A 20,165-nucleotide genomic window follows, 5' to 3' on the forward strand; every position below is an offset into this window, starting at 1 on the left:
TGCTCTTCGCCGCGTCTCCCCCGTCGATGCCGGTCCGCGCGAGCCGATCCCGCTGCGCGCATCCTCCGCGCCCGCGCTCGCCGAGGCGCCTGCGTGCCGCAACGTGGTGAGCCTCGATGCGCGCCCCCCTCCGCGCTCGCCGAGGCGCCCGTCCTCGGCCGCTGCGCGCCGATCGATCGGGACGAGCGCACCCCATGCCGCTTCCCTCGCCGATCCGCCTCTCGACGCCGCGCCCGTCCTCGCCGAGGCGCGCCCGCTGCGCCCGTCTGTCGAGACGAACGGAGCCGCGCCGCCCCCTGCTCCCCGCGATGCCGGTCCGGCCGATCGTCCCCCGTCCGCGCCCGCCGAGGCCGAGGCGCCTCGCCGCGAGCCGCGCGAGCCGATCGGCGAGGACGAGCGGCGCCTCGATGATCCGGGCGGCCCGGCGTCCCCTCGCGCCGCCGCCGCGCCCGCCGAGGCCGAGGTAGCTCTCGACGCCCGGCCGGCGCTTCCGACGCTCGCCGCGAGCGCGACGCGCGAGGCTCACGAGGCCGGCCTCGATGCGCCCGCCGAGGCCGATCCGGATCACGCTCTCGACGCGCCGCCCGCGTCCGTGCACGAGATCGCCGGGGCCGCTTCGAACGAGGCGCGCCTCGATGATCCCCCGGAGCTCTCCGAAGCAGCGGCGGCCGTCCTCGCGGCGGCGCGGTCCCTCGCGGCGCTGGATCCCTCCGCGCCGATTCCCGCGCCCGTGCTCGTCCTCGAGGCGCACGTCGGCGGGATGTCCCTCGAGGAAGCGCGCGCGGCCGTGCTCGTGCTCGTCACGCGCGGCGAGCTCGCGGCCGAGGCGGGCGACGACGCGAGCGGCCTCGCGCCGATCGATGCGTCCGGACGAACCATCGCAGCGGTCCGCCTCGCGACCGCAAGGCAGGATTGACCGTGCTCCCGAACCTGGCGGTCGAGGTGGCATTCTGGCAAAAGGCGTTCGGCCTCGATGATTGGACGATCGAGGCGCGCCACGTCGAGGATCTCCGGTATCCGTGCAATGAGGCGGGCGCGGGATACCCGACGAAGGGCGAACGCATGGCGGGATTGTGCACGGTCGATCGCAATGCGAGCAGCGCGAGGATCGCCGTTCGCACGCCTCGCACGCTGCGCCAGCTACGGCAATGGCCCGAGGCCGTCTGTCACGAGGTAATGCACGTCCTCGGCGCGGCCTACCGCGCGCCGGGGTGGACCATCGAAAAGGAACACGTCGTGATCAATGTCGTTGCCCCGATGCTGGTCAAAGCGAAACGCAAGGATCCGGCGCTCGCGGCGCGCACGGCCAGGCTCTTCGCCGAGACGTGCCGGCGCTGCGTTGCTGCGCCCTCTCCGCCCACGGTATCGCCGATTATCGCGGAACCCGAACGAGTCGCCGCAATGAGTGTTTCGCCGCCCGCGTGCGGCGCTCGATGAAAGGAAGCATTCACCATGAAAAACCCTCTCGGCCGTCTGTTCTCCGCTCTCGGGGGGACCTCCGCGCCCGCGCCCGCTGCGCCCCCGTCTCGCCCTGCATTGCCGCCCGCTCCCCCCTCGCCGCCCCCTCTCGAGGTCCGGCGCGCCGAGGCGACCGTCCTCGAATGCGAGCGCGCCGAGGCCGACGCACAAGCGGCGCTCGCGGCGGCCCGTCTGCCCTACGAGGACGCGCAGCGCGCGCATCAAGCGGCCCGTCGAGCGTTGCACGAGGCCGAGGACGCTGCCGCCTCGGCTCCCGACGACGACCGCGCGGCATCGACGCTCGCGGCGGCGCAGCAAGCCGAGGCGCGCGCCGCTGGGATCCTCGCGTCCTTTTCGCGGCGGCATGACGCGGCCCGCGCGTCCCTCGAGAGTGCTCGCGCGGCGCTCGCGGCGGCGCGCATCCGTCTCGAGGGGGCTCGCGCGGACGCCGATCGGGCCGAGGCCGAGGCGCGCATCGTGCGGGCCGGAGAGGACGCGCAGAAGGCGAGCGCGGCCTACGTCTCGACGCACCCCGGGCCGAAGCTCGCGGCGATCCTCGACATGTCGCGCAAGGCGTTCGGCGAGGCGCGCGCGCGTGCCGGAACCCTCCGCGCCGAGGTGTTCGCCGCTCTCGAGGCGGCCGAGGCGGGCGATCGGCGAGCGCTCGCGGCGGAGCCGCATCGGGCCGAGCAGATCAAGGCCGAGGCCGAGGAGCGCCGCGCCGCCGCTCGCGCCGTCCTCGAATCCCTCGCCGATGTCGAGCGCTGGTATGCGCACGCTGCGCCCGCGGTTGCCATGCTTGCGCTCGCGGGCGAGCTGGAACGCGAGGCGCGCGGGATGCTCGCCGAGCTCGCGGCCGAGGCGCACGAGGCCGGCGTCGATGCGCGCAAGGTGGGGAGCGAATTCGAGCCGGTCGATCCGAAGCTCGCCGAGGCGGCCGTGATCCTCGGCCGGTTCCTCGGAGTGACCGCCGAGGAGCGGGGCGAGATCGAGCGCCGCGCGTACGCGATCGATATGGCGATCATGCGAGCGCTCTCGACGAATTGGGCCATGAGCACGTGCCGCGTGCACGAGGGAAACCACGGGCGGACCTTGACCAGCGAGGAGCGGGCGCGCTTGCTTCTACGCGATCCGGGCGGGAAGCCCCGGGCGATGCTCCGCGCCGATCATGCGCGCCTCGTGGCGCAGGGCGATCGGACGGCGCTCGAATACGAGGAGAAGCAGGGTCGAGGGACGGATTCGAGGCTCGCGGCAATGCGGGCCGAGGACGAACGAAACGCGGCCGAGGCGCGCGCCCGCGGGCAAGGTCGGGACGGGCGCGGGATGTTCGCCACGAATTGAGCGCCCTGCCTCGCCGTTTCGTTCCATGTCGCAGGACGATCCAAAACGAGGCGGCCGTGGTCCCGGGTCTCGATCGGCTCGCGTGTGACGTCGCAGATCGCCACCGCGAGCCCCCCGAGGTGCGCTGTCCAGAGGCGTGATCAGTTGTCATGATCAGGCGCTTGATGTAGCCTGTCCACATGAGCACACGAACAACGATTTTCGACAAACTCAAGCGAGCCTTCGATGATGCTGCGGATTCGCCGCAAAAAAAGAATGAGATCATGTTGGCGGCCTCGGAGGCCGCTACGCGACTCTCCGACGAGTTCTCTCGGTACGTCAGCACTCTCAGCGCCCAAAACGCACACGATCCCATAATCTGTGCACATCATGACGCGCGGAGTTTGCTCTGGCACTCTGTTGGCAAATATTACGAGGTATCCATTCACGAGGGGCCGCCATTGATCTTGCACGGCGAATACATGGTGCGCGACGCGGATAGGCCATTGTACGAAAAGACCCTCGCGGGCTATTGTAAGATCATCGAGGAAGTCTTGGATAGGCGACTCCGACTTGCTCCGCGGTAATCGTCCGTAAAACCTGACAGACCATTCCAGGAAGGCCGCGGGCGCCCTGCATCGAGGCGCCCTCGTCCTCGGCCTCCCCCGTGACGGGCCGCGAGCGCCGCAAGGACGGCCGCGAGCTCGTGCACGTGCTCTTCCCCCGGGCGGCGCGGCTCGACGCGCGAGGACGGCCGCGAGCGCCCTGCATCGAGGCGCCCTGGTCCTCGGCCTCCCCCGTGACGGGCCGCGAGCGCCGCAAGGACGGCCGCGAGCGCCCTGCATCGAGGCGCCCTGGTCCTCGGCCTCCCCCGTGACGGGCCGCGAGCGCCGCAAGGACGGCCGCGAGCTCGTGCACGTGCTCTTCCCCCGGGCGGCGCGGCTCGATGCGCGAGGACGGCCGCGAGCGCCCTGCATCGAGGCGCCCTGGTCCTCGGAATCGTTCGGCTCGACGCCCACGGCCGCGAGCGCCGCGAGGACGGCCGCCCGGATATTTGTCGACGGTCGAGCGGCGAATATCTGTCAATCGGCCCGGCCTGATCGCTGGCGCATCGAATACACGCACGATCAATGCTGCATGCGTGCGGCGTGGCATATCGCCTTCGTGCAACATGTGGCCAGGAAAAACGCTCGTCGTACGCAAATGAGCTTGCCACCGGGTCACGGCCGCTCGTAAATCGAGCCTCGGCCGCCCTACGCGGCCGGGAGCGATGCACTATGCAGCGCAAGGGACCCGAGCGCCCGACGGGCGCGAGCGGGGCGGGATTCGTCCGCCTTTTTGCCAGAGAACGGCCGCGAATTGTCGCGAAGCTGCGCCGGCTCGGTGTGCATGAGGCCGACGCGAACGACCTCGCGCAACGTGTGTTCTTGCAATACTCCCAGCTAAGCAGAGCGCCGCGTAACCCTGCCGAATGGCTCATGCGAACGGCGTGGTTCCTATCGATGAATTGGCGACGCCTCGCCCGTCATAGGGTCGAGGTGCTCATGCCAGGGAGAGACCTGCAAAGGTGCGCTCTCGACCCGTCGCCCGAGGAGCGCGCCGCGCTTGCGCAATGGTGTGACCGCGCCGAACGGCTGCCGCCCGTCGAGCGCGCCGCGCTGCGGCTCCACCTCGAAGGCTATTCGATCGACGAGATAGCACGCAGGCTCGAGACCTCGCGCGCTACCGCTTGGAAACGATTGCACGCTGGACAAGAACGGCTGAAACGAACGGAGGGACGCCATGCAACGGCAATGGGTGGTCAACGAAGAGACGGGCGAGCGTAGCGAAAGGATCACGCTGGATCCGTCCGATCTAGAGAAGCTTCGGCCCTACGTCTGCGGTATTGCTCGCCGGGTAGGCGTTCTCGCTCCGGATCGTGACGATTTGGCGCAAGATGTACTGTTGGCATTCTGGCGCTATTCGGAGGAGCGCCGGATCCGCGTTATCGATGGGAAGGCTGACGTGGACGCCGCACGGACGCTCGTAGCGGCGTTTGCAGTCCGGGCCGCCCGGCGCTATCGGCGGATCGCAAGGCGGAGCGGTGGGGGTCCGGCAGACGAAACACCCTCGCGCGGGGGGGATCCCGCTCTCCGTTTCGAGGCTCGCGAAGCTCTGCGGATGGTCGAGCGATTGCCTCCGAACCTGCGCAAGGTGGTCGAGCTCGACGCGCTCGAGTACACGACAAGCGAGACCGCCGATAACGTCGGCGTGGTGCTCGGCACGGCCAAAAGCAGGCTCTCTCGAGCGCGTGACTTGCTGGCGATCATGAGGTGATCCACGGGAGCACGGCCGCGCAATAGCGGGCGCGCTGCGGCGGCGCTCCTCGCGGGCCGGTTACGCCGCGAGCTCGTGCCGCTCGGCGCGACGCGCACATGGTGCAGGGGGATCGGGAAGGGGTGAACCCCGGGCGAGCTCTCGACGGGCCGCCCGGGGCCATGGGAGCGGCCTACGCCTTCCGGCGCTTGCGGCTGCTCTTCACCGCCGAGGCCGGCGCTTCCTGGCCAGCGGGCGGGGGCTCGCCGAGGAGGGCCTGTAGGGCGACCGTAGCGCGCCGCGCGCCTTCGATGTCACCCGACGCAAGGGCCGCGTCGAGCATCGCCCGGAGGGCCGCGGTAGCCTGGACGAGGGGGCTCGACGGGGGGGCCGTGGTCCCCTCGGGTTCTCGTCGGGATTCTGTCGAGGGACCAGGAATCGCGGGGTTACGCTCGCCGATCGGCTCGATGGGCTCGACGGTCTCTAGGCCGATTCCCGCTGGTTCTAGCCCGATCGGCTCGATCTCATATCCTCTCCGACACTACGCGATCACCAGCTGGCTCCGCGCAGGCATCCCTGTCCACGTTGTCCAGCGGATGGCAGGTCACAAGCACCTGGCGACCACCCAGAGGTACGTGCACTTCATGAAGCAGGACCTCGAAGAGGCCGCCCGGCGCATGGCACAGGCTCAAGGGCTCAAGGAGGAGTCGTGGTAACGCGCTGGTAACAGCGTGGTAACGACCCTCCGGACCAACCCTGCGGGTGATCATCCTCGCGAGGTCTAACCCCGCGGAATCACCCAAGAAACGCCTGGAGCCGCCTTCGAGATTTGAACTCGAGACCTACGGTTTACGAAACCGTTGCTCTACCGCTGAGCTAAGGCGGCGTTCCCGTCGAACGGGCGCGCAGTAAAACCATCTTCCGCGTCGCTTGTCAACGACTTTTTTCAACCCCCCTCCCAACGCCCCCAACCGCCCACCGAACGCCTCCCCCAATCCCCTCCCCTCTCCGCCGCAGCCTCACCCCTTCCCCACCCCCAGCATGCTCAGCCCCATGCACACCACCAGGGCACCAAGCTCCAGCCGCTCCGCTCTCCGCTCATCGAGCACCCGATCCCGCAGCCACAATCCCACCACGTTGCCCCCCATCACCGCCACTGTCAGCACCGTCGCTCGCACCACCGTCTCCTGCGTCATCATCCCGCCGAGCCCGTACGCCGCCACCCGCCCCGCGTGCAGCGCCACCGCCGCCGCGGCGATCGTCCCCACGAAACGCTTGCCGGTCAGCCCCGCCGCCATGAACAGCGGCCCCACCAAGAGCCCCGCTCCCCCCGCCGTCGCGCTGATCGCCCCGATCCCCAGCCCCGCCGGCGTCATCGCCGCCGCCTGCGGCCTCCACGTGAACAGCCCGAACGCTCGCCCCAGCGCCGCCGCAGTCATCGCCAGCATCAGCCATCGCAGCACGCCCTCCGGCATCCACGCCACCATCAGACCGCCCAGGAAGCTCCCGGGCACTGCGCCCCAGGCGAACGCTTTCGCCGCCTCCCGGTCGAACTCCTCCCGCAGCAGCCACAGCCGGTGCAGGTTGCCGAAAAGCATCGCCGGCGCCGTCGACGCCAGCGCCGCCGCCGGGCCCCACACGAGCGACAGCCCGAGCAGCAGCAGGATGCCCCCGCCGAGCCCCGCCATCGTCGTCAGTATGCCCGCAAGAACCCCGAAAACCGGGAGAAGCGCCAGCATCGCTTCACCTCCTCACGGCCAGACGTAGGGGCTGCTCCGCCATCGGACCAATCGATTGTTCGGAAGGCTGTGATAACTTCGGCTGATGCTGGATGCCCTTCGGCATTTCGTCCTCATCGCCGAACACGGGACGTTCACGAGGGCCGCGCGGCATGCGCACCTGTCGCAGCCGGCGCTCACGGCGTCCATTCAGCGGCTCGAAGAGGCGTTCGGCGCGCGGCTCCTCCATCGGGACCGCGCCGGGACGAGCCTGACGGCCGCCGGACGTGTTCTCCTGCCACGTGCGCTGCACATCCTCGCGGCCATGGGTGATGCCATGCGCGCCGTGGCCGAGGTCGAGGGGCTCGAAGCCGGCGAGGTGCGGCTCGGCGCCGGCGCGACGGCGTGCACGTACCTCTTGCCGCCCACGCTCTCGGCGTTCCGGGCGACGCATCCCGGAGTGCGCTTTCGTCTCCGTGAAGCGACGACGGCCGAGGTGCTCGACGCGCTCGAACGCGGGGAGATCGATCTCGGCGTGGTCACGCATCCCGAGGGAGAGCCCTGGATCGACGATCAGCTCATCCTCGTCGCCGCGCCGGGCCTGCCGGCGGAGGGCGCTCCTTTCGTGACGTTCGGCCGGGGCTCGACGACACGCGCCCTGCTCGACCAGCATTTTCCGGACGCCGACGTCGTCATGGAGCTCGGGAGCATCGCGGCCGTGAAGGGGAACGTGCGCGCGGGGATCGGCGTGGCGCTCGTGAGTCGCTTCGCCGTCGAGCACGACCTCGCCCTCGGTCGGCTCGTCGAGGTGCCGCACCCGGCGACGCCCATCGTTCGGCCCATGCACATCGTGCATCGCGGCGAGGATCGCCTGCCCCCCGCCGCCGCCGCGCTCCGGCACCTCCTGCTCGCGCGCCGCGCCGCGCGGGCGAAGCGTTGACGCTCTATTCGAGGGCGCCCGCGCGCCGCAGACCGTGCCGCTGGAGCAGGCGGTGCAGGTACATCCGGTCGAGCTGCGCTTTGCGCGCCGCGCGGCTCACGTTGCCATCGGCCCAGGCGAGGAGCGCCGCCAGGTACGCACGCTCGAACTGGTCGATCATCGTGTCCTTCGCGGTTTTGAAGGGCACCTCGATGTCGACGGCGCCGGCGCTCGGGGCGGGCTTCTCTTGCGACGAGCTCACGCCTTCCTCCTCGTCGCGGAAGCTCGGGGCCTCGGTCTCCAGCACGACGCGGCGCTCCACGTGGTTGCGGAGCTCGCGCACGTTGCCGGGCCAGTCGTACCGCGACATCTCCGAGAGCACCTCGGCCGTGAAGAGATGCGCCTTGTCCGTCGCCTCCAGCGCGGAGAGGAAGCTGTTCACGAGCAGCGGGATGTCCTCGATGCGCTCGCGCAGGGGCGGGACGCGCACCGTGACCACGCTGAGCCGGTAGTAGAGATCCTCGCGGAATCGGCCGAGGTTCACCTCGCGCTCGAGCCTGCGGTTCGTCGCGGCGACCACGCGGACGTCGACCTTGCGGGACTGGTTCTCGCCCATGCGGCGGATGTCGCGCGACGCGATCGCGCGGAGCAACTTCGGCTGCATGTCGAGCGGTAGCTCGCCGATCTCGTCGAGGAAGACCGTGCCTCCGTCGGCCGCCTCGAACGCGCCGATGCGGTTGCGATCGGCTCCCGTGAAGGCGCCACGCACATGACCGAAGAGCTCGCTCTCGATCAGGTTCGGCGAGATCGCGCCGCAGTCGACGATCACGAGCGGTTTGTTCGCGCGGGGGCTTCGGCGCACGATCTCCGTGGCGATGAGCTCCTTGCCCGTGCCGCTCTCGCCCTCGATGAGCACGTTCGCGTCCGTCTTCGCGACACGCTTCAACAGATCGAAGAGGCGGCGCATGCCGACCGAGGCGCCGAAGATCGAGCCGAAGCTCGGCGCGGCGGGCACGTCGGCCGAGGCCGTCGCGTGAAGCTCGCGCACGCGCACGATCGACTCGCCGAGCTCGATCCGGCACTCGGGCAGCGGCAGATCCGCGTCGCGGATGCGCACACCGCCGATGCGCGAGCCGTTCAGCGAGCCCGTGTCGATGATCCGGAAGCCCCCGACGCCGCGCGCGATCCGGCAGTGGAAGCGCGACACCATCGGGTCGGTGATCACGAGATCGTTGCTGGCGTGCGAGCCGATCCGGAAGAGCTCGCCTTCGAGCACGACGACGCGCTCGGTCGCCTTGCCCGCCTCGCGCTCCACGCAGAGCTCGATCCGCGGGATCATCACGGGGTCCGAGAACTGCGGCGTGGTCTCCGAGTTGCGTCCGAGGCCGGACGCGCCGGGCGACAAAGACGGATCACTTCCGAACGGGGGCCTGTTCATTTCGCCCGCCTACTCTAGCCCATGCACGCGCCCGAGGTCTTGGGGTGCCGTCAGGGATCCAGCGGAAAGTGCAGCATCGAGGTGGTCTGCCGACAGCTCAGTCACGCCGTCACGAGCTCGTAGACCTTCGTGGCCGCGCTCCGGCCGGTGAGCGCACGCTCGCCGAGGGGCGAAAGCTCGAACGTGCCGCTCGCCACGAGCGCGCGTGTGGCCTCCGCGACGAGGACCTGGTTCGGGCGGGCGATCGCCTCGAGCCGCGCGGCGACGTTCACCACGTCACCGATGACGGTGTACTCCATCCGCTTGTCCGAGCCGATGTTGCCCACGAGCACCTCGCCCGAGTTGATGCCGATGCCGAGCTCGATGGTCGTGCCGTAGCGCTCGCGAAACGACTCGTTCGCGGTCTCGAGGAAACGCATCATGTCCTCGGCCGCGGCGAGGGCGCGCGCGGCGTGATCCTCCTGGGCGACGGGCGCGCCCCAGACGGCCATGATGCAGTCGCCGATGAACTTATCGACGGTGCCGCCGTGGCGGAAGACGACCTCCGTGAGCACCGAGAAGAGCTCGTTCAGGAGCGTGACGACCTCCTCGGCCGGCCTCGTCTCCGCGAGCGGGGTGAAGGCGACGACGTCGGCGAAGAGCACGCTGACCGCGGCGCGGCGGCCTCCGAGGGCGAGCTCGTGCCGGCCGCTCACGATCGCCTCGACGAGCTCCTTGCTCAGGAAGCGGCCGAGATCCGCGCGCTGACGGGCCTGGCGGGCGATCTCGATCTCGCTGCCTTCGAGATCGGTCGCCATGCGCGAGAGCTCGGTCGTCAGCGTGCCGATCTCGTCCGTGCGTGACGAGGTGAGCGAAAGCTCCCGCCAGCGGCGCTCGCCGACGAGACGCGCTTGCCCCGCGAGGTGCACGATGGGCCGCGCGATCCAGCGCGCCGAGAAGGCCGCCGCCGCAAGCGCGAGCAGGGCCGCGCCGAGCGCGACGAGCGCGCCGCGACGCTGCATGGCCGAGAGCACGGCGAACGCGTCTTCTTCACGCCGCGCGAGCGCGACGCCCCAGCCGAGGCCCGGGAGGAAGCGGACCACGCCGATCATGTCCGCCCCGCTCTCCGCGCGGTACGGCGCGACGCGCACCACGCCCACGACGCCGGGGTTCTCCTTGGAAAAGCCCGTCCAGAGCGGGTGGTTCGACGTGTCGGCGAAAGCCCCGATCTCGGGCATGCCGTGGGATGCGACGCTGCGCCGCGTCGCGTCGACCACGACGAGGCCGACGGCGCCGCCGAAACGACGGCCCGCGATGTCGTCGATCTCGCGCTGGAGATCGGCGACGTCGAGCGTGGCCGTGACGTAACCGCGTGCCTTCGTGCCCGCGCCCTCGACCGCGGGGATCGGCACGACGAGCAGGCCCTTGCCCGACCCGAGCAGCGAGACGCCCATGCCGTGCTCGTCGGCGGCCCTGCGCGTCTCGGGCGTCGAGGCGGGCACGTCGACGCCCGCGGCGACGTCATCCCCTTTCTGACGCAGCACCGTGCTCACGCTGCGCTCGGGGACCTCGAAGCGGACGGCGCCGAGCTCGCGGCGCGTGCCGAGGGTCGCGCGCACCGCGTCGAGCCCGTCGCCCGCGCCGGCAGCCGGCTTTCCGTTTGCGGCCTGATAAAGCGCGAACGCCACGGCGTCGGCGTCGACGCGCACGCCTTCCACGTGACGCATCGTGGCGCGCTCGAGCTCCTCCAGCACGGCGGCCTGGAGCTGCTGCTCGCTCGTCTGCACCGCCTGGCGGTTCACGGAGAGCAAAAGCAAAACGACCGCGCCGACGGGCACGAGCCCGACCGCGGCGAAGAGCAGGAGCGCGCGTGCGCCGATCGAGCCGAGCTTCACTTCGCGGCGCCTTCCTTCCAGCCGGCCTCGCCGAGCGGCGTGCGGCGGAGGATCTGGAACTCCACGCGGCGGTTCTTCGCGCGTCCTTCGGGTTTGTCGTTGCTCGCGACCGGCCTGCGGGGACCGAAACCACGCGCCTCCAGCCGTCGCGCATCGACGCCGTGATCCACGAGCCAGCGCACGACGGCGACGGCGCGCCGCTGCGACAGCGTGACGTTCGCCCGCTCGGCGCCGACGTTGTCCGTGTGGCCGTCGATCGCCACGCGCGCGATTTCCGGGTGCTGCGCGAGCACCGAGCCGACCTGCTCCAGCAGCGCGTAACTCTCCGGCGCGATCACGTCGCTGCCCGTGGCGAAGTTGACCTCCTGCAGGATCACGATCTGCGTGCCCTCGACACGCACGGACGCGGGGCAGCCGGTGATCTTGGGGTCCGCGTTCACCTCGCCGCGCTCCTTGGGGCAAGCGTCGACGGCGTCGGCGATCCCGTCGCCATCCGTGTCGAGCGCGCAGCCGAAACGCGCGGGATCCGCGCTCGCCACGCCCGGTTCATCGGGACAGACGTCGTCGGCGTCCGCGATGGCGTCACCGTCCCGATCGGGCGGACAACCGGGGCGCGCGGCCGTGGGCGTCGCGTCGCCGGCGCGGTCCGGGCAAACATCGTTCGCATCCGGAACACCGTCGCCGTCGGCGTCCGGCGCCGCGGCGGCATCAACGCCCGACCCGTTTTTCCCTTTCGGGTTCGCCTTCGGATCCCCCGCCGAAGCTGAAGCGCGTGCGTTCGTCGCGCCCTCGGCCTTCGCCTGCGCCTTCTGCGGCACGTCGAACGAAGCACCGACGCTCGCCACGAGCCGGAACGTCGGCGTCCCGACGCCGGCCGTGAGCCCGGGCCCGCCCGCGAGGCCAAACGACAGCGGCCCCAGGGTGGCGCGCCCCCCGAGCAACAACTCGATGTTCGTCGTCCCGCGCCCGAACGGCGCGGCCTCCACGGTCACCGTTGATCCGTAGAGCTCCCCGTACGCCGAAAACCGGCCGAAACGCCCGGCGATCGCGCCTCCCGCGACGAGCTCTCCGCCGAGCAGACCGAGCCCGCTGCGCGTGTCCTGCACGCGCCGCCCGAGCGCGATCGAGTAGGAAAACCGGCCCATGTCGGCCCCCACGACGATCGAGGGCATGTGCCGCACCTCGCCCGTGCCCGTGAACGCGGTCTCGTCGCCCGTCGGCACCCAGACCGCGTAGACGAGGCTCGCCGCGGGGATCGCGCCGCGCTGGGGCAAGAGCACGAGGCGCAAGCCCAGCCGCAGATCGTTCATCGCGGCGCCCTCGGGCGAGCCGTACGTGACTTGTGTGCCCGGCGGCAGCGCGGAGACGAGGCCCGTGATCGAAGGCGAATCCCCGCCCTGCGCGAGCGTGACGGGCACGTCGAGATCGAACTTCAAGAACCGATGGATCTCGATCGCGGCGAGGACGTGCCCGGTGAGCTGATACGAGACCACCTCGCCGGCATCCTGCGCCGCATCGCCCGACCCCACGCGGAGCGAAAGCGGCGAATCGGCGTACGAGAACACGAGCGCGGCCGAGGTGCGGAGGTCGCCGGGCACGTCGGCGCGTGGCACGGCGAAAAAACCGTCGCCTGCGGGAGCGGGTTCGAGGCGCTCCAGCGCGGTCGCCGTCTGCGCGCTCGCCACGGCGGGTGCGAGCCACACGGCGCCCGCACACGCGAGGGAGCGGAAAACCCGGGCGACCATGGGGTGCGACGCTATGGCAGAGGGCGCGAGGGGGCAACTCCAAACGAAGCGGGAGGAGGGCGCGTCCGCGGGAAGACGCGCGGCCCTCGCCATGCGCCACGAACCGCGTCTATGCTGGCGACCGTGCCCGCGGTTCGGCGTGGCGCGTCTTCGGAGGAATGGGCATGCGGACAGTCGTGAAAGGAGCCTTGGCCGCCCTGGCCCTCGTGCTCCTCGCCCCGCGCGCCCACGCCGACACGCCGCCGCCGCCCGGCTTCCTCGAGCCCATCGTGCACTGGGGCGTGCAGAAGGGCGAGACGTGCGAGGACATCGCGAAGGTGATGTACGGCGCGGCCGTGCACGTTCCGCTCATCAACCGCTACAACCGCGTCGACTGCACGAGCCGCAAGCCCTTGCCCGAGGGCATCACGCTGATCCTGCCGAAGGGCGTCACGAGCGTGCCCGACGCGCGCGTCAAGTCGAGCCACCCCAACGTGCGCGGAAGGCCCTCGGGCGGCGGGTGGGACACGGTCGCGACCGGCACCGCGCTCTACCGCAACCACAACGTCCAGACGATGGACGAGGGACGCGCGCACATCGAGTTCCTCGACCACACGCACGTCTTCCTCGCGCAGAACACGCTCGTCGTGATCTACGGGACCGCGGGCAAAACGCGCGTCTCGAAGACGCCGCCGACGGTCGAGATCGAGGCGGGCGAGGTGCAGGCGGGTTTGTCCGCGCTGCGCGGCGAGCCCGCCGAGGTCGCCGTGCCCGATGGCGGCGTCGTCCGCGCCGAGTCGAGCGACACCGTCGTCGAACGAAAGAAGGCGCGCACCACGGTGGCGGTCTTCGACGGCAAGGCCGCAGTCCAGTCGGGCGGCAAGACCGTGACCGTCCCGAAGAACTACGGCACGCGCTTCGAGGGAACGGCGCCCCCGGCCGCGCCGCGACCGCTGCCGCCCGCGCCGCGCTGGGAAGACGGTGGATCGCCGTCCGTCGTGCTCGCGCCCCCGGGCACGGCCGTCCTCACCACGAGCTGGAACCCCGTCGAGAAGGCCAAGGCCTATCGCCTCGAAGTCTCGCGCGACGAGGGCTTCCACGATCTCGTCGTGCGGGAAGAGATCCCCGCCGAGGTCCGCTCGTTCCGCGCCGAGAAGATGCCGCCGGGCCTCTACCGCGTGCGGGTCCGGGCCATCGACGTCGAGGAGTACCTCGGCGTCGCCTCGGACGTGCGCACCATCGACGTCGTCGCGGCCGAGCTCCGCGGCGAGGGTGCGCGGTTCGAGGGCAAGACCGTCACGGTGAACCCCTACGGCGTCCTCGCGCTCACGGCCTCGAGCCCGGTCGAGGTGGCCCTCGACGAAGGACCGTTCGGCCCGCCGCCCGCGCAGATCGACCTCCTCAAGCAAGCGCCGAAGACGCTGCGCTTCCGCACGAAGAGCGGCCTCGAAGAGCGGATCACCCTCGTCCCCACGCCCGTCGTGTCGACGCCCGAAGCGACGTTCGACGAGACGAAGCGCGAGATCCGCGTGCGTGTCGCCACGAAGGGCCTCGGGGAGATCGACGTCCCGAAGCGCGTCGCGCCGCGCCTCCGCATCCGCCTCGGTGAGCGCGTGGAGACGGTCCCGCTCGCCGTGGCCGAGGGCGGCGCGCTCCTCGCGTCGATCCCGGTCGGCGAGGCGCACGGCGAGGCGCGGCTCGACGTCCTGGATGCTCGCGGAAAGGTCCTCGGCACGACCACGGTCCTCGCCCCGGACAAGCCCCCGCCGCCTCCGCCGCGGCGCCCGGTGTTCCGCCCGCTCGGCGCGTGGCTGCCGCCCTTCCGCCCCGCCGGCGTCACGGCCGTGCCCTGGACGAGCCCGACGGCGCCCACGGCCGTCGGCCGCGGCCTGAGCGCGGGCAGCACCGCGAATGGCCCGGTCTTCCAGGCCAATGGTCGCGTGAGCGGCTCGTTTGGCCCGCTCGGGCTCGACGCGCTCATCGTCACGACGCCTTTCGAACGCGCCGACTCCGTCCAGATGCCGGGCAGCGTGCCGACGGAGGACATGGCGTGGCTCGGCGCGCGCTATCGTGTCCTCCAGCGCGGCGCATCCGAGCTCGAAATCGCGCCGCTCTTCCGTATTGGATTGCCGCTCGAAAATCAGCGCGACTTGATGTTCGACGTGGGCGCTGCCGCCGGCGGCGCGAAAGGCCGCATGACGTGGGTCGCCAATGCGGGCGCTCGCTTCATGCTGGAAGAACCCACCGCGCAAGTCCCCTGGGTGCAGCCGTATCTGCTCATCGGCGCGACGTACGATCCATTGCGCTGGCTCCGGGCGTATGTCGTCGCCGACGCGCACGTGCTCGCCACGATCGGGCAAAACGGCACGGTCGTGGTTCCTTATGGCCTGACGGCCGGCGTCGAGGCGGGCGGATCGGTTTTCCTCGCGCTGTCCGGCTGGGTCGGGCGGGCGGAGAGCGTCACCTGGCAGGCGGCGGGCACGGTGACCGGATCACTCGGATTCCGCCTGGAGGGAGAAACCCGATGAGCGACGACGACGACGATCGTTCGCCGTCCAAACCCATGCGCGTCAGCGTTCGCCCGCCCGGAGCCGACGACCTCGACGAGCTCGAAGCGCAGCACCACACGACGCTGCAAACCCTTCCCTCGCCGCAGGCCGCCCCGCGTATGCCCGCGCTCCCGAAGGAGCGCGGCGGCGGCGCGCACGTCGGGCTCGTCCTCGGGGGCAAATACCGCCTCCTCGCGCGGATCGGCTCGGGCGGCATGGGCGAGGTGTACCGCGCCGAGCACGTCACCTTGCGGATGCCGGTCGCGGTGAAGCTGCTTCATTACAACATCGCGATCGAGCCCGACTACGTGCGGAGGTTTTACCGCGAGGCCCGGGCCGCGACGCTGATGGATCACCCGAACGTCGTGCGCGTCATGGATTACGGCGACGACGACGGTTTACCCTTCCTGGTGATGGAATACCTCGTCGGGGTCACGCTGCACGCGTGGCTCCGCGACCGGGACGCGGCGCCGCCGCTCACCGACGTGCGGGACATCCTCGGCCAGATCCTCGACGCATTCGAGGTGGCGCACGCGCGGGGCATCGTGCACCGCGATCTGAAACCGGAAAACGTCTTCCTCACGGACCTGGGGGGCAAACGCCTCGTCAAGATCCTCGATTTTGGTCTCGCGCACGTGGAATTGCCCAAGGAGGACGACCAGGGCTCGACGCTCACGAAGCCCGAGGCCGTCGGCGGCACGCCCGAATACATGAGCCCCGAGCAATGCCATTCGCTCGCCGTCGGCCCCTCGACGGACATCTATGCGATCGGGTGCGTCTTGACGGCGATGCTGCAAGGGAGGCCGCCCTTCCTCGGGAAAAACTCCATCGAGATCATCTCGGCGCACCTGTTCTTGCCGCCGCCGCCGCTCGCGCGCCCGACCGGTTCGGAGGCTGTGCCGCCGCTGCTCGAAAAATTGCGCCTCGAAATGCTCGCCAAGCAGCCGGAGCGGAGGCCGGCGAGCGCGGCGATCGTGAAAAAGCGACTGGAAGACGCACTCGATCCACAATCGCTGGCGACGCAGCTCGTCACGCGCAAAGGGAACGAGCCGCTCGGCGGCCGGGAGTCGCGCGCCCCGCAATGGGACGGGCAACTCGCCCGCGCCCATGATTCGACCGATCCGGGGCACGGGCTCACGGAGGTCGGCTGGATCCGCATGGCCAGCGCATCGGCCGTCGATCCTGCCTGCATCACGGGCCTCGCGTCGCAAGGCATTTACCTGGTGCCGCTCGAAGCCCTCGACGAAAACGACCGCGCGAAGCTCGGCGTCGTCCTCGTCGACGCGGGGAGCGACATCGACGGCGCGGCCGCAAAGCTCGCCGAGCTCGCACGCATCCTCCCGCAGGCGCGGGTCCTCGTGTGCGCCGCATCGCTCACGCCCGAGCGCATGACACGGCTCGTCTCGGCGGGCGCGGCCGACGTGGCGAACGCCCCCGCGAGCCCGGACGGGCTCGGCAAAAAGATTGGTCGGATCCTGCGGCGGGGGCGGTAAGACCCCCCCGGATCGCGATGTCAGTCTTGCGACCCGCGCGGCCCCCGGCAGAGGGTGCCGACGGGCTAGATCTCACGGCTTTCGCCCAGACTGGACCTCGCGGCCAGGATTTTGCACACGCGTCGCGGCGCCGATGGCACCCGTCAGCCCGGACACGGGCGCGGCGGCTTTACCTTCCTTGGAGACACCATGAATCTGCTTCGCACCGTTCGTCATAGCGTCAGCATCCTCGCCACTGCAGGCCTCCTCTCGCTGCTCCTCGCCGACAGCGCAGAGGAACTGTGTGCGCAATCGTCCTTCGACCGCACCTTCGACATCACCACGACCTGCGGCGGTGACCTCAGCGGCCGCATCCGCATCAACGGCTCCATGCAGCCGGGCGTGAGCGATGAAACGGCGAGCCTGTCGGTCACCAAGGCCTCGGGCGACGTCGCCCCGGTCGCCGGGGGCGTGGTCGGTGCATGCAGCGATGAGGACGAGCCGTTCGTGAGCACGGGGGTCACCCTCAAGCTCCCGATTTCCACGGCCGAGGAGACGGGCGCCGGGGGAGGCGGCGGCGCTGCGGGCGGCGGGGGGGCCGGTGGCAGCACGAGCAGCGGCTCGGCGGGCGGCGCGGGGGCGCCCGGCATCGTGGCCACGTGCAGGGTCGACTTGAAGACGCAGCTCGGAAAGGACGTGGCGTGCACCATCGACGGCGGCGACACGTGCACGGTACGCCTCACGGCCGCGCAATGAGCGACGCTACGCGCCCGCAAGGGCTCGCCGCATGGATGGTGCTGAGCTTCCTGGGCGGCGCGGCCGTGATGAACGGGGAAATCGCCGCGGGCAGGCTGCTCGCGCCGCACCTGGGTACGAGCACCACGACGTGGGCGATGCTCATCGGCACGGTGCTCGGGAGCCTCGCGCTCGGCAACCTGCTCGGCGGCTGGCTCAGCGCGCGCGGCGCGGCCTCGCAGTGGATCGTGCGCCTGATGCTTGCGTCGTCGCTGCTCTTCGCGGCGCTGCCGCGCGTGGTGCCGTGGGTGCTCTCGTCGAGCCTCGCGCGCTTCCGCGCGGGGGGCGCCTCCTCGCTGGGGATGCTCGCGGCCATCACAGCCCTCGCCATCGCGCTCCCCATCGGCTCGCTGGGTGCACTGCCCCCGCTCGTGATGCACGCGGCCGGCAATGCGGGCGACGGTGAGGCGACCGGGAAACTCGGTCGCCTCGCCGGGCGGCTCTCGGCGCTGGGGACCCTCGGGAGCCTCGTGGGCACGTTCGGCGCGGGGCTCGTGCTCCTGCCTTGGCTGGGGACACGCGCGACGTTCGACGTGGCCGCGGTGCTGCTCTCGGTGAGCGCCGCGGTCTTCGGCTTTCGCGCCCGCGCCCGCCGCGAGGCCATCGTCGGGCTCTCGACCTCGACGCTGACCGTGGCTCTCTCCTTCGCGCCGCTGTCCACGCCGTCGCCCGCGCATGGGCGGCTGCTCTGGGCAGGCGAGTCGCGCCACAACCACATCGCGGTAGTCGAGCGCGGCGCCGAGCGGCAGATCCGGGTCAACGACGGATTCGCCGTGCAATCGTTCGCGCGCCTCGACGGCGAGCTGCCCGTGCGCGACGTGTGGGCCTACTACGCCATGGCGCCGAGCTACGGGACGCGGCCCAATCCAGAGCGTGTGCTGCTCCTCGGGCTCGGCGGCGGCACGTCGGCGGAGGTGTTCCGGCGGCTCTACCCGGCGGCGGCGGTGGTGGGCGTAGAGCTCGATGCGGCGGTGGTGGAGGCGGGCCGCAAGTGGCTCGGTTTCGAGTTACCCGAGGCCTCGGTGATCATCGACGACGCACGCCCCTTCCTCGAAGCCGAGGCCCAGCGCGCGCCGGGGACAAAGGACGTCATCGTGCTCGATGCGTTCCAGTTCCCGTACGTGCCCTTCCAGCTCGCGACGGTGGAGTTCTTCGCGGCGGCGCGGCGCTGCCTTTCACCGGGCGGCGTGCTCATGGTGAATGCGGGCCGTCACGGCGAGGAGCGCGGCGTGGTGCACGCGCTCGCGCGCACGCTCGCGCAGGTCTTCCCGCACGTGCAGGCGGCGGATCCGCCAAGCCGCTCGAACACGATCCTGGTGGCAACCGAGCACGCGCCCGCCGAGGCAGTCGGGGTGGCGGGGCTCTCGGTCTCGGCGCGGACGGCCGGCGTGCTGCGAGATCTCGCCGCGCGCCACGCCTCGATGCAGCCTGCGGCCTGGCCTACGGACACGCCGGTGTTGACCGACGATCATGCGCCGGTCGAGTGGCTCACGGACAGGATCGTCTGGCGTGCGCTCTGAGCCCCAAAAGCTCGGCGACGTCCCAGGCCGGGCGCTGCTCCACCCATGGTCATACCTCGCGGCGGCAGCGCTCGCGTTCAACGTCTTCTGGCTGCGACGCAAGCATCCGGGGGTGGTGAGCGGCAAGCTCTCGGATCTGGCAATCTGCTTTCTCTTGCCGGTATTCCTGGTGGCCGCAGCGGAGTGGCTGCTCACGCTTGCGCGGCTGTGCGGCGGCCGCGTGGGGCCGCGCGTGGGCCCCCGTGGAATCTGGCTTTCGTGCGGCGTGAGCGTGGCGTATTTCGTGCTGTTGAAGACGTGGCCCGCGTTCACGGGCGTGCACCGGGCGCTGCTCGGGGTGCTGGATACGCCGTTCGGCGGGGGGAGATCGTTCCGGAACCTGGCAGATCCAACGGATCTGGTGGCACTCGTGATGGTGCCACTCAGCGCGTGGCATCTGGTGCGGGTGGCGGAACGTGAGGACGTCTAGACTTCCGGACCTCACCCACCCCAACCCTCCCTCTCCACACCGTGGAGAGGGAGGGAGTTTCCGGCTCGATCCAGCGCCTTTCGCCCCCTCTCCGCCGCGCGCAGGTCCCTCGACCTCCGTCATCGGTCTTCGACCCCGTTCCCGCAGGTCGCGGGACCTCCCGGATCGGTGTGGGAACCCGTCCACGCAGGTCCCGGGACCTCCCGGATCGATGTTGCACTCCGTTCGCGCAGGTCCCGGGGACCTCCGGGATCGATGTTGCGCTCCGTTCGCGAAGGTCCCTCGACCTTCCCGAGCTGTGTCGGGTCGACGCCGCTGCGCGGGGGCGGTGCCCCAGGCCCCAGCAGGGGCTGTCCGCCCCTGCACCCGGACCAGCCAGGGGCTGGACCCAGGACGATGAACTGCGCGATGCGCAGTTCATCGCACAGGCCCGATCGAGACCGGCGACAGCAGCGCTGACGTCTCGACGGGCGGGCGGTCCCACCGGCGCCTGCTGGGAGAACTGCGCACCGCGCAGTTCTCCCACAAAAGGTCCAGGGCTTGCCCTGGTTCGGGTCGAGGGGCGAACAGCCCCCGCGGGGTCCGGGGCGGCGCCCCGGCTTTACGGTCCCAGC

General features: G+C 70.8%; 15 protein-coding genes, 1 tRNA gene and 1 pseudogene. 12 read left to right on the plus strand and 5 right to left on the minus strand.

The features are described from left to right. The 6 genes and pseudogenes from KEG57_RS44320 to KEG57_RS44340 all read left to right on the plus strand — a co-directional run. Nucleotides 1–916 (plus strand): annotated as a pseudogene (locus KEG57_RS44320) (hypothetical protein); the annotation flags it as partial. A gap of 2 nt (nucleotides 917–918) precedes the next feature. Further along, nucleotides 919–1,437: a hypothetical protein gene (locus KEG57_RS44325; RefSeq protein ID WP_272459631.1), complete on the plus strand. Its 519-nt coding sequence runs from the start codon at nucleotides 919–921 to the stop codon at nucleotides 1,435–1,437. 15 nt (nucleotides 1,438–1,452) lie between these two features. Beyond that, complete coding sequence (locus KEG57_RS44330) at nucleotides 1,453–2,799, plus strand: hypothetical protein (RefSeq protein WP_272459632.1); 1,347 nt, start codon at nucleotides 1,453–1,455, stop codon at nucleotides 2,797–2,799. Nucleotides 2,800–4,322: 1,523 nt separating this feature from the next. After that, the gene (locus tag KEG57_RS56300) at nucleotides 4,323–4,604 is read left to right on the plus strand and encodes an RNA polymerase sigma factor (RefSeq protein WP_372518275.1); all 282 of its coding nucleotides are present in this window, start codon (nucleotides 4,323–4,325) and stop codon (nucleotides 4,602–4,604) included. Next, complete coding sequence (locus tag KEG57_RS44335; protein WP_272459633.1) at nucleotides 4,561–5,094, plus strand: RNA polymerase sigma factor; 534 nt, start codon at nucleotides 4,561–4,563, stop codon at nucleotides 5,092–5,094. Before KEG57_RS56300 ends, KEG57_RS44335 begins: the two co-directional genes overlap by 44 nt. Nucleotides 5,095–5,540: 446 nt before the next feature. Then, a complete protein-coding gene (locus tag KEG57_RS44340; protein WP_272459634.1) occupies nucleotides 5,541–5,789 on the plus strand; it encodes a tyrosine-type recombinase/integrase in 249 nt (82 codons plus the stop codon). A 95-nt stretch (nucleotides 5,790–5,884) separates the two neighbouring features. On the opposite strand, the gene KEG57_RS44345 is transcribed toward KEG57_RS44340, so the two are convergent. Together KEG57_RS44345 and KEG57_RS44350 are read right to left on the minus strand one after the other, a co-directional pair. Further along, nucleotides 5,885–5,959, minus strand: a tRNA-Thr gene (locus tag KEG57_RS44345). Between the two features lie 133 nt (nucleotides 5,960–6,092). Beyond that, a complete protein-coding gene (locus KEG57_RS44350) occupies nucleotides 6,093–6,812 on the minus strand; it encodes a TSUP family transporter (RefSeq protein WP_272424812.1) in 720 nt (239 codons plus the stop codon). 85 nt (nucleotides 6,813–6,897) lie between these two features. On the opposite strand from KEG57_RS44350, the gene KEG57_RS44355 reads away from it, so the two are divergent. Continuing rightward, on the plus strand, nucleotides 6,898–7,731 hold the full coding sequence (locus tag KEG57_RS44355) for a LysR family transcriptional regulator (RefSeq protein WP_272424810.1): 834 nt from the start codon (nucleotides 6,898–6,900) through the stop codon (nucleotides 7,729–7,731). Nucleotides 7,732–7,735: 4 nt separating this feature from the next. On the opposite strand, the gene KEG57_RS44360 is transcribed toward KEG57_RS44355, so the two are convergent. The 3 genes from KEG57_RS44360 to KEG57_RS44370 all read right to left on the minus strand — a co-directional run bounded on the left by KEG57_RS44360 (nucleotide 7,736) and on the right by KEG57_RS44370 (nucleotide 12,767). After that, nucleotides 7,736–9,148 carry a sigma 54-interacting transcriptional regulator gene (locus tag KEG57_RS44360; protein ID WP_272424808.1) on the minus strand — a complete coding sequence of 471 codons (1,413 nt, stop codon included), beginning with the start codon at nucleotides 9,146–9,148 and terminating at the stop codon, nucleotides 7,736–7,738. A gap of 101 nt (nucleotides 9,149–9,249) precedes the next feature. Beyond that, nucleotides 9,250–11,022: an adenylate/guanylate cyclase domain-containing protein gene (locus tag KEG57_RS44365; RefSeq protein WP_272459635.1), complete on the minus strand. Its 1,773-nt coding sequence runs from the start codon at nucleotides 11,020–11,022 to the stop codon at nucleotides 9,250–9,252. Next, the gene (locus KEG57_RS44370) at nucleotides 11,019–12,767 is read right to left on the minus strand and encodes an OmpA family protein (protein WP_272424804.1); all 1,749 of its coding nucleotides are present in this window, start codon (nucleotides 12,765–12,767) and stop codon (nucleotides 11,019–11,021) included. The genes KEG57_RS44365 and KEG57_RS44370 overlap by 4 nt, the downstream gene beginning before the upstream one ends. Nucleotides 12,768–12,931: 164 nt before the next feature. Between KEG57_RS44370 and KEG57_RS44375 the strand changes: the two genes are divergently transcribed. The 5 genes from KEG57_RS44375 to KEG57_RS44395 all read left to right on the plus strand — a co-directional run bounded on the left by KEG57_RS44375 (nucleotide 12,932) and on the right by KEG57_RS44395 (nucleotide 19,551). After that, nucleotides 12,932–15,274 (plus strand): FecR domain-containing protein, encoded by a 2,343-nt coding sequence (locus KEG57_RS44375; protein ID WP_272424802.1) that lies wholly within the window; start codon nucleotides 12,932–12,934, stop codon nucleotides 15,272–15,274. After that, nucleotides 15,271–16,788, plus strand: coding sequence for a serine/threonine-protein kinase (locus KEG57_RS44380; RefSeq protein ID WP_272424800.1), 1,518 nt, complete (start codon nucleotides 15,271–15,273; stop codon nucleotides 16,786–16,788). Before KEG57_RS44375 ends, KEG57_RS44380 begins: the two co-directional genes overlap by 4 nt. 189 nt (nucleotides 16,789–16,977) lie before the next feature. Beyond that, nucleotides 16,978–17,523 (plus strand): hypothetical protein, encoded by a 546-nt coding sequence (locus KEG57_RS44385; RefSeq protein ID WP_272424798.1) that lies wholly within the window; start codon nucleotides 16,978–16,980, stop codon nucleotides 17,521–17,523. Continuing rightward, nucleotides 17,520–19,082, plus strand: coding sequence for a fused MFS/spermidine synthase (locus KEG57_RS44390; RefSeq protein WP_272424796.1), 1,563 nt, complete (start codon nucleotides 17,520–17,522; stop codon nucleotides 19,080–19,082). The genes KEG57_RS44385 and KEG57_RS44390 overlap by 4 nt, the downstream gene beginning before the upstream one ends. Beyond that, complete coding sequence (locus KEG57_RS44395) at nucleotides 19,072–19,551, plus strand: hypothetical protein (RefSeq protein ID WP_272424795.1); 480 nt, start codon at nucleotides 19,072–19,074, stop codon at nucleotides 19,549–19,551. Before KEG57_RS44390 ends, KEG57_RS44395 begins: the two co-directional genes overlap by 11 nt. Nucleotides 19,552–20,165: the final 614 nt, after the last annotated feature.

This window comes from Polyangium jinanense (assembly GCF_028435365.1).

What these genes read in the sequence shown, in the direction of transcription:
- KEG57_RS44350 (WP_272424812.1), bottom strand. Translation starts at nt 6,812, where the DNA reads ATGCTGGCGCTTCTCCCGGTTTTCGGGGTTCTTGCGGGCATACTGACG.
- KEG57_RS44330 (WP_272459632.1), top strand. Translation starts at nt 1,453, where the DNA reads ATGAAAAACCCTCTCGGCCGTCTGTTCTCCGCTCTCGGGGGGACCTCC.
- KEG57_RS44390 (WP_272424796.1), top strand. Translation starts at nt 17,520, where the DNA reads ATGAGCGACGCTACGCGCCCGCAAGGGCTCGCCGCATGGATGGTGCTG.
- KEG57_RS44340 (WP_272459634.1), top strand. Translation starts at nt 5,541, where the DNA reads ATGGGCTCGACGGTCTCTAGGCCGATTCCCGCTGGTTCTAGCCCGATC.
- KEG57_RS44335 (WP_272459633.1), top strand. Translation starts at nt 4,561, where the DNA reads ATGCAACGGCAATGGGTGGTCAACGAAGAGACGGGCGAGCGTAGCGAA.
- KEG57_RS44375 (WP_272424802.1), top strand. Translation starts at nt 12,932, where the DNA reads ATGCGGACAGTCGTGAAAGGAGCCTTGGCCGCCCTGGCCCTCGTGCTC.
- KEG57_RS44370 (WP_272424804.1), bottom strand. Translation starts at nt 12,767, where the DNA reads ATGGTCGCCCGGGTTTTCCGCTCCCTCGCGTGTGCGGGCGCCGTGTGG.
- KEG57_RS44355 (WP_272424810.1), top strand. Translation starts at nt 6,898, where the DNA reads ATGCTGGATGCCCTTCGGCATTTCGTCCTCATCGCCGAACACGGGACG.
- KEG57_RS56300 (WP_372518275.1), top strand. Translation starts at nt 4,323, where the DNA reads ATGCCAGGGAGAGACCTGCAAAGGTGCGCTCTCGACCCGTCGCCCGAG.
- KEG57_RS44380 (WP_272424800.1), top strand. Translation starts at nt 15,271, where the DNA reads ATGAGCGACGACGACGACGATCGTTCGCCGTCCAAACCCATGCGCGTC.
- KEG57_RS44360 (WP_272424808.1), bottom strand. Translation starts at nt 9,148, where the DNA reads ATGAACAGGCCCCCGTTCGGAAGTGATCCGTCTTTGTCGCCCGGCGCG.
- KEG57_RS44385 (WP_272424798.1), top strand. Translation starts at nt 16,978, where the DNA reads ATGAATCTGCTTCGCACCGTTCGTCATAGCGTCAGCATCCTCGCCACT.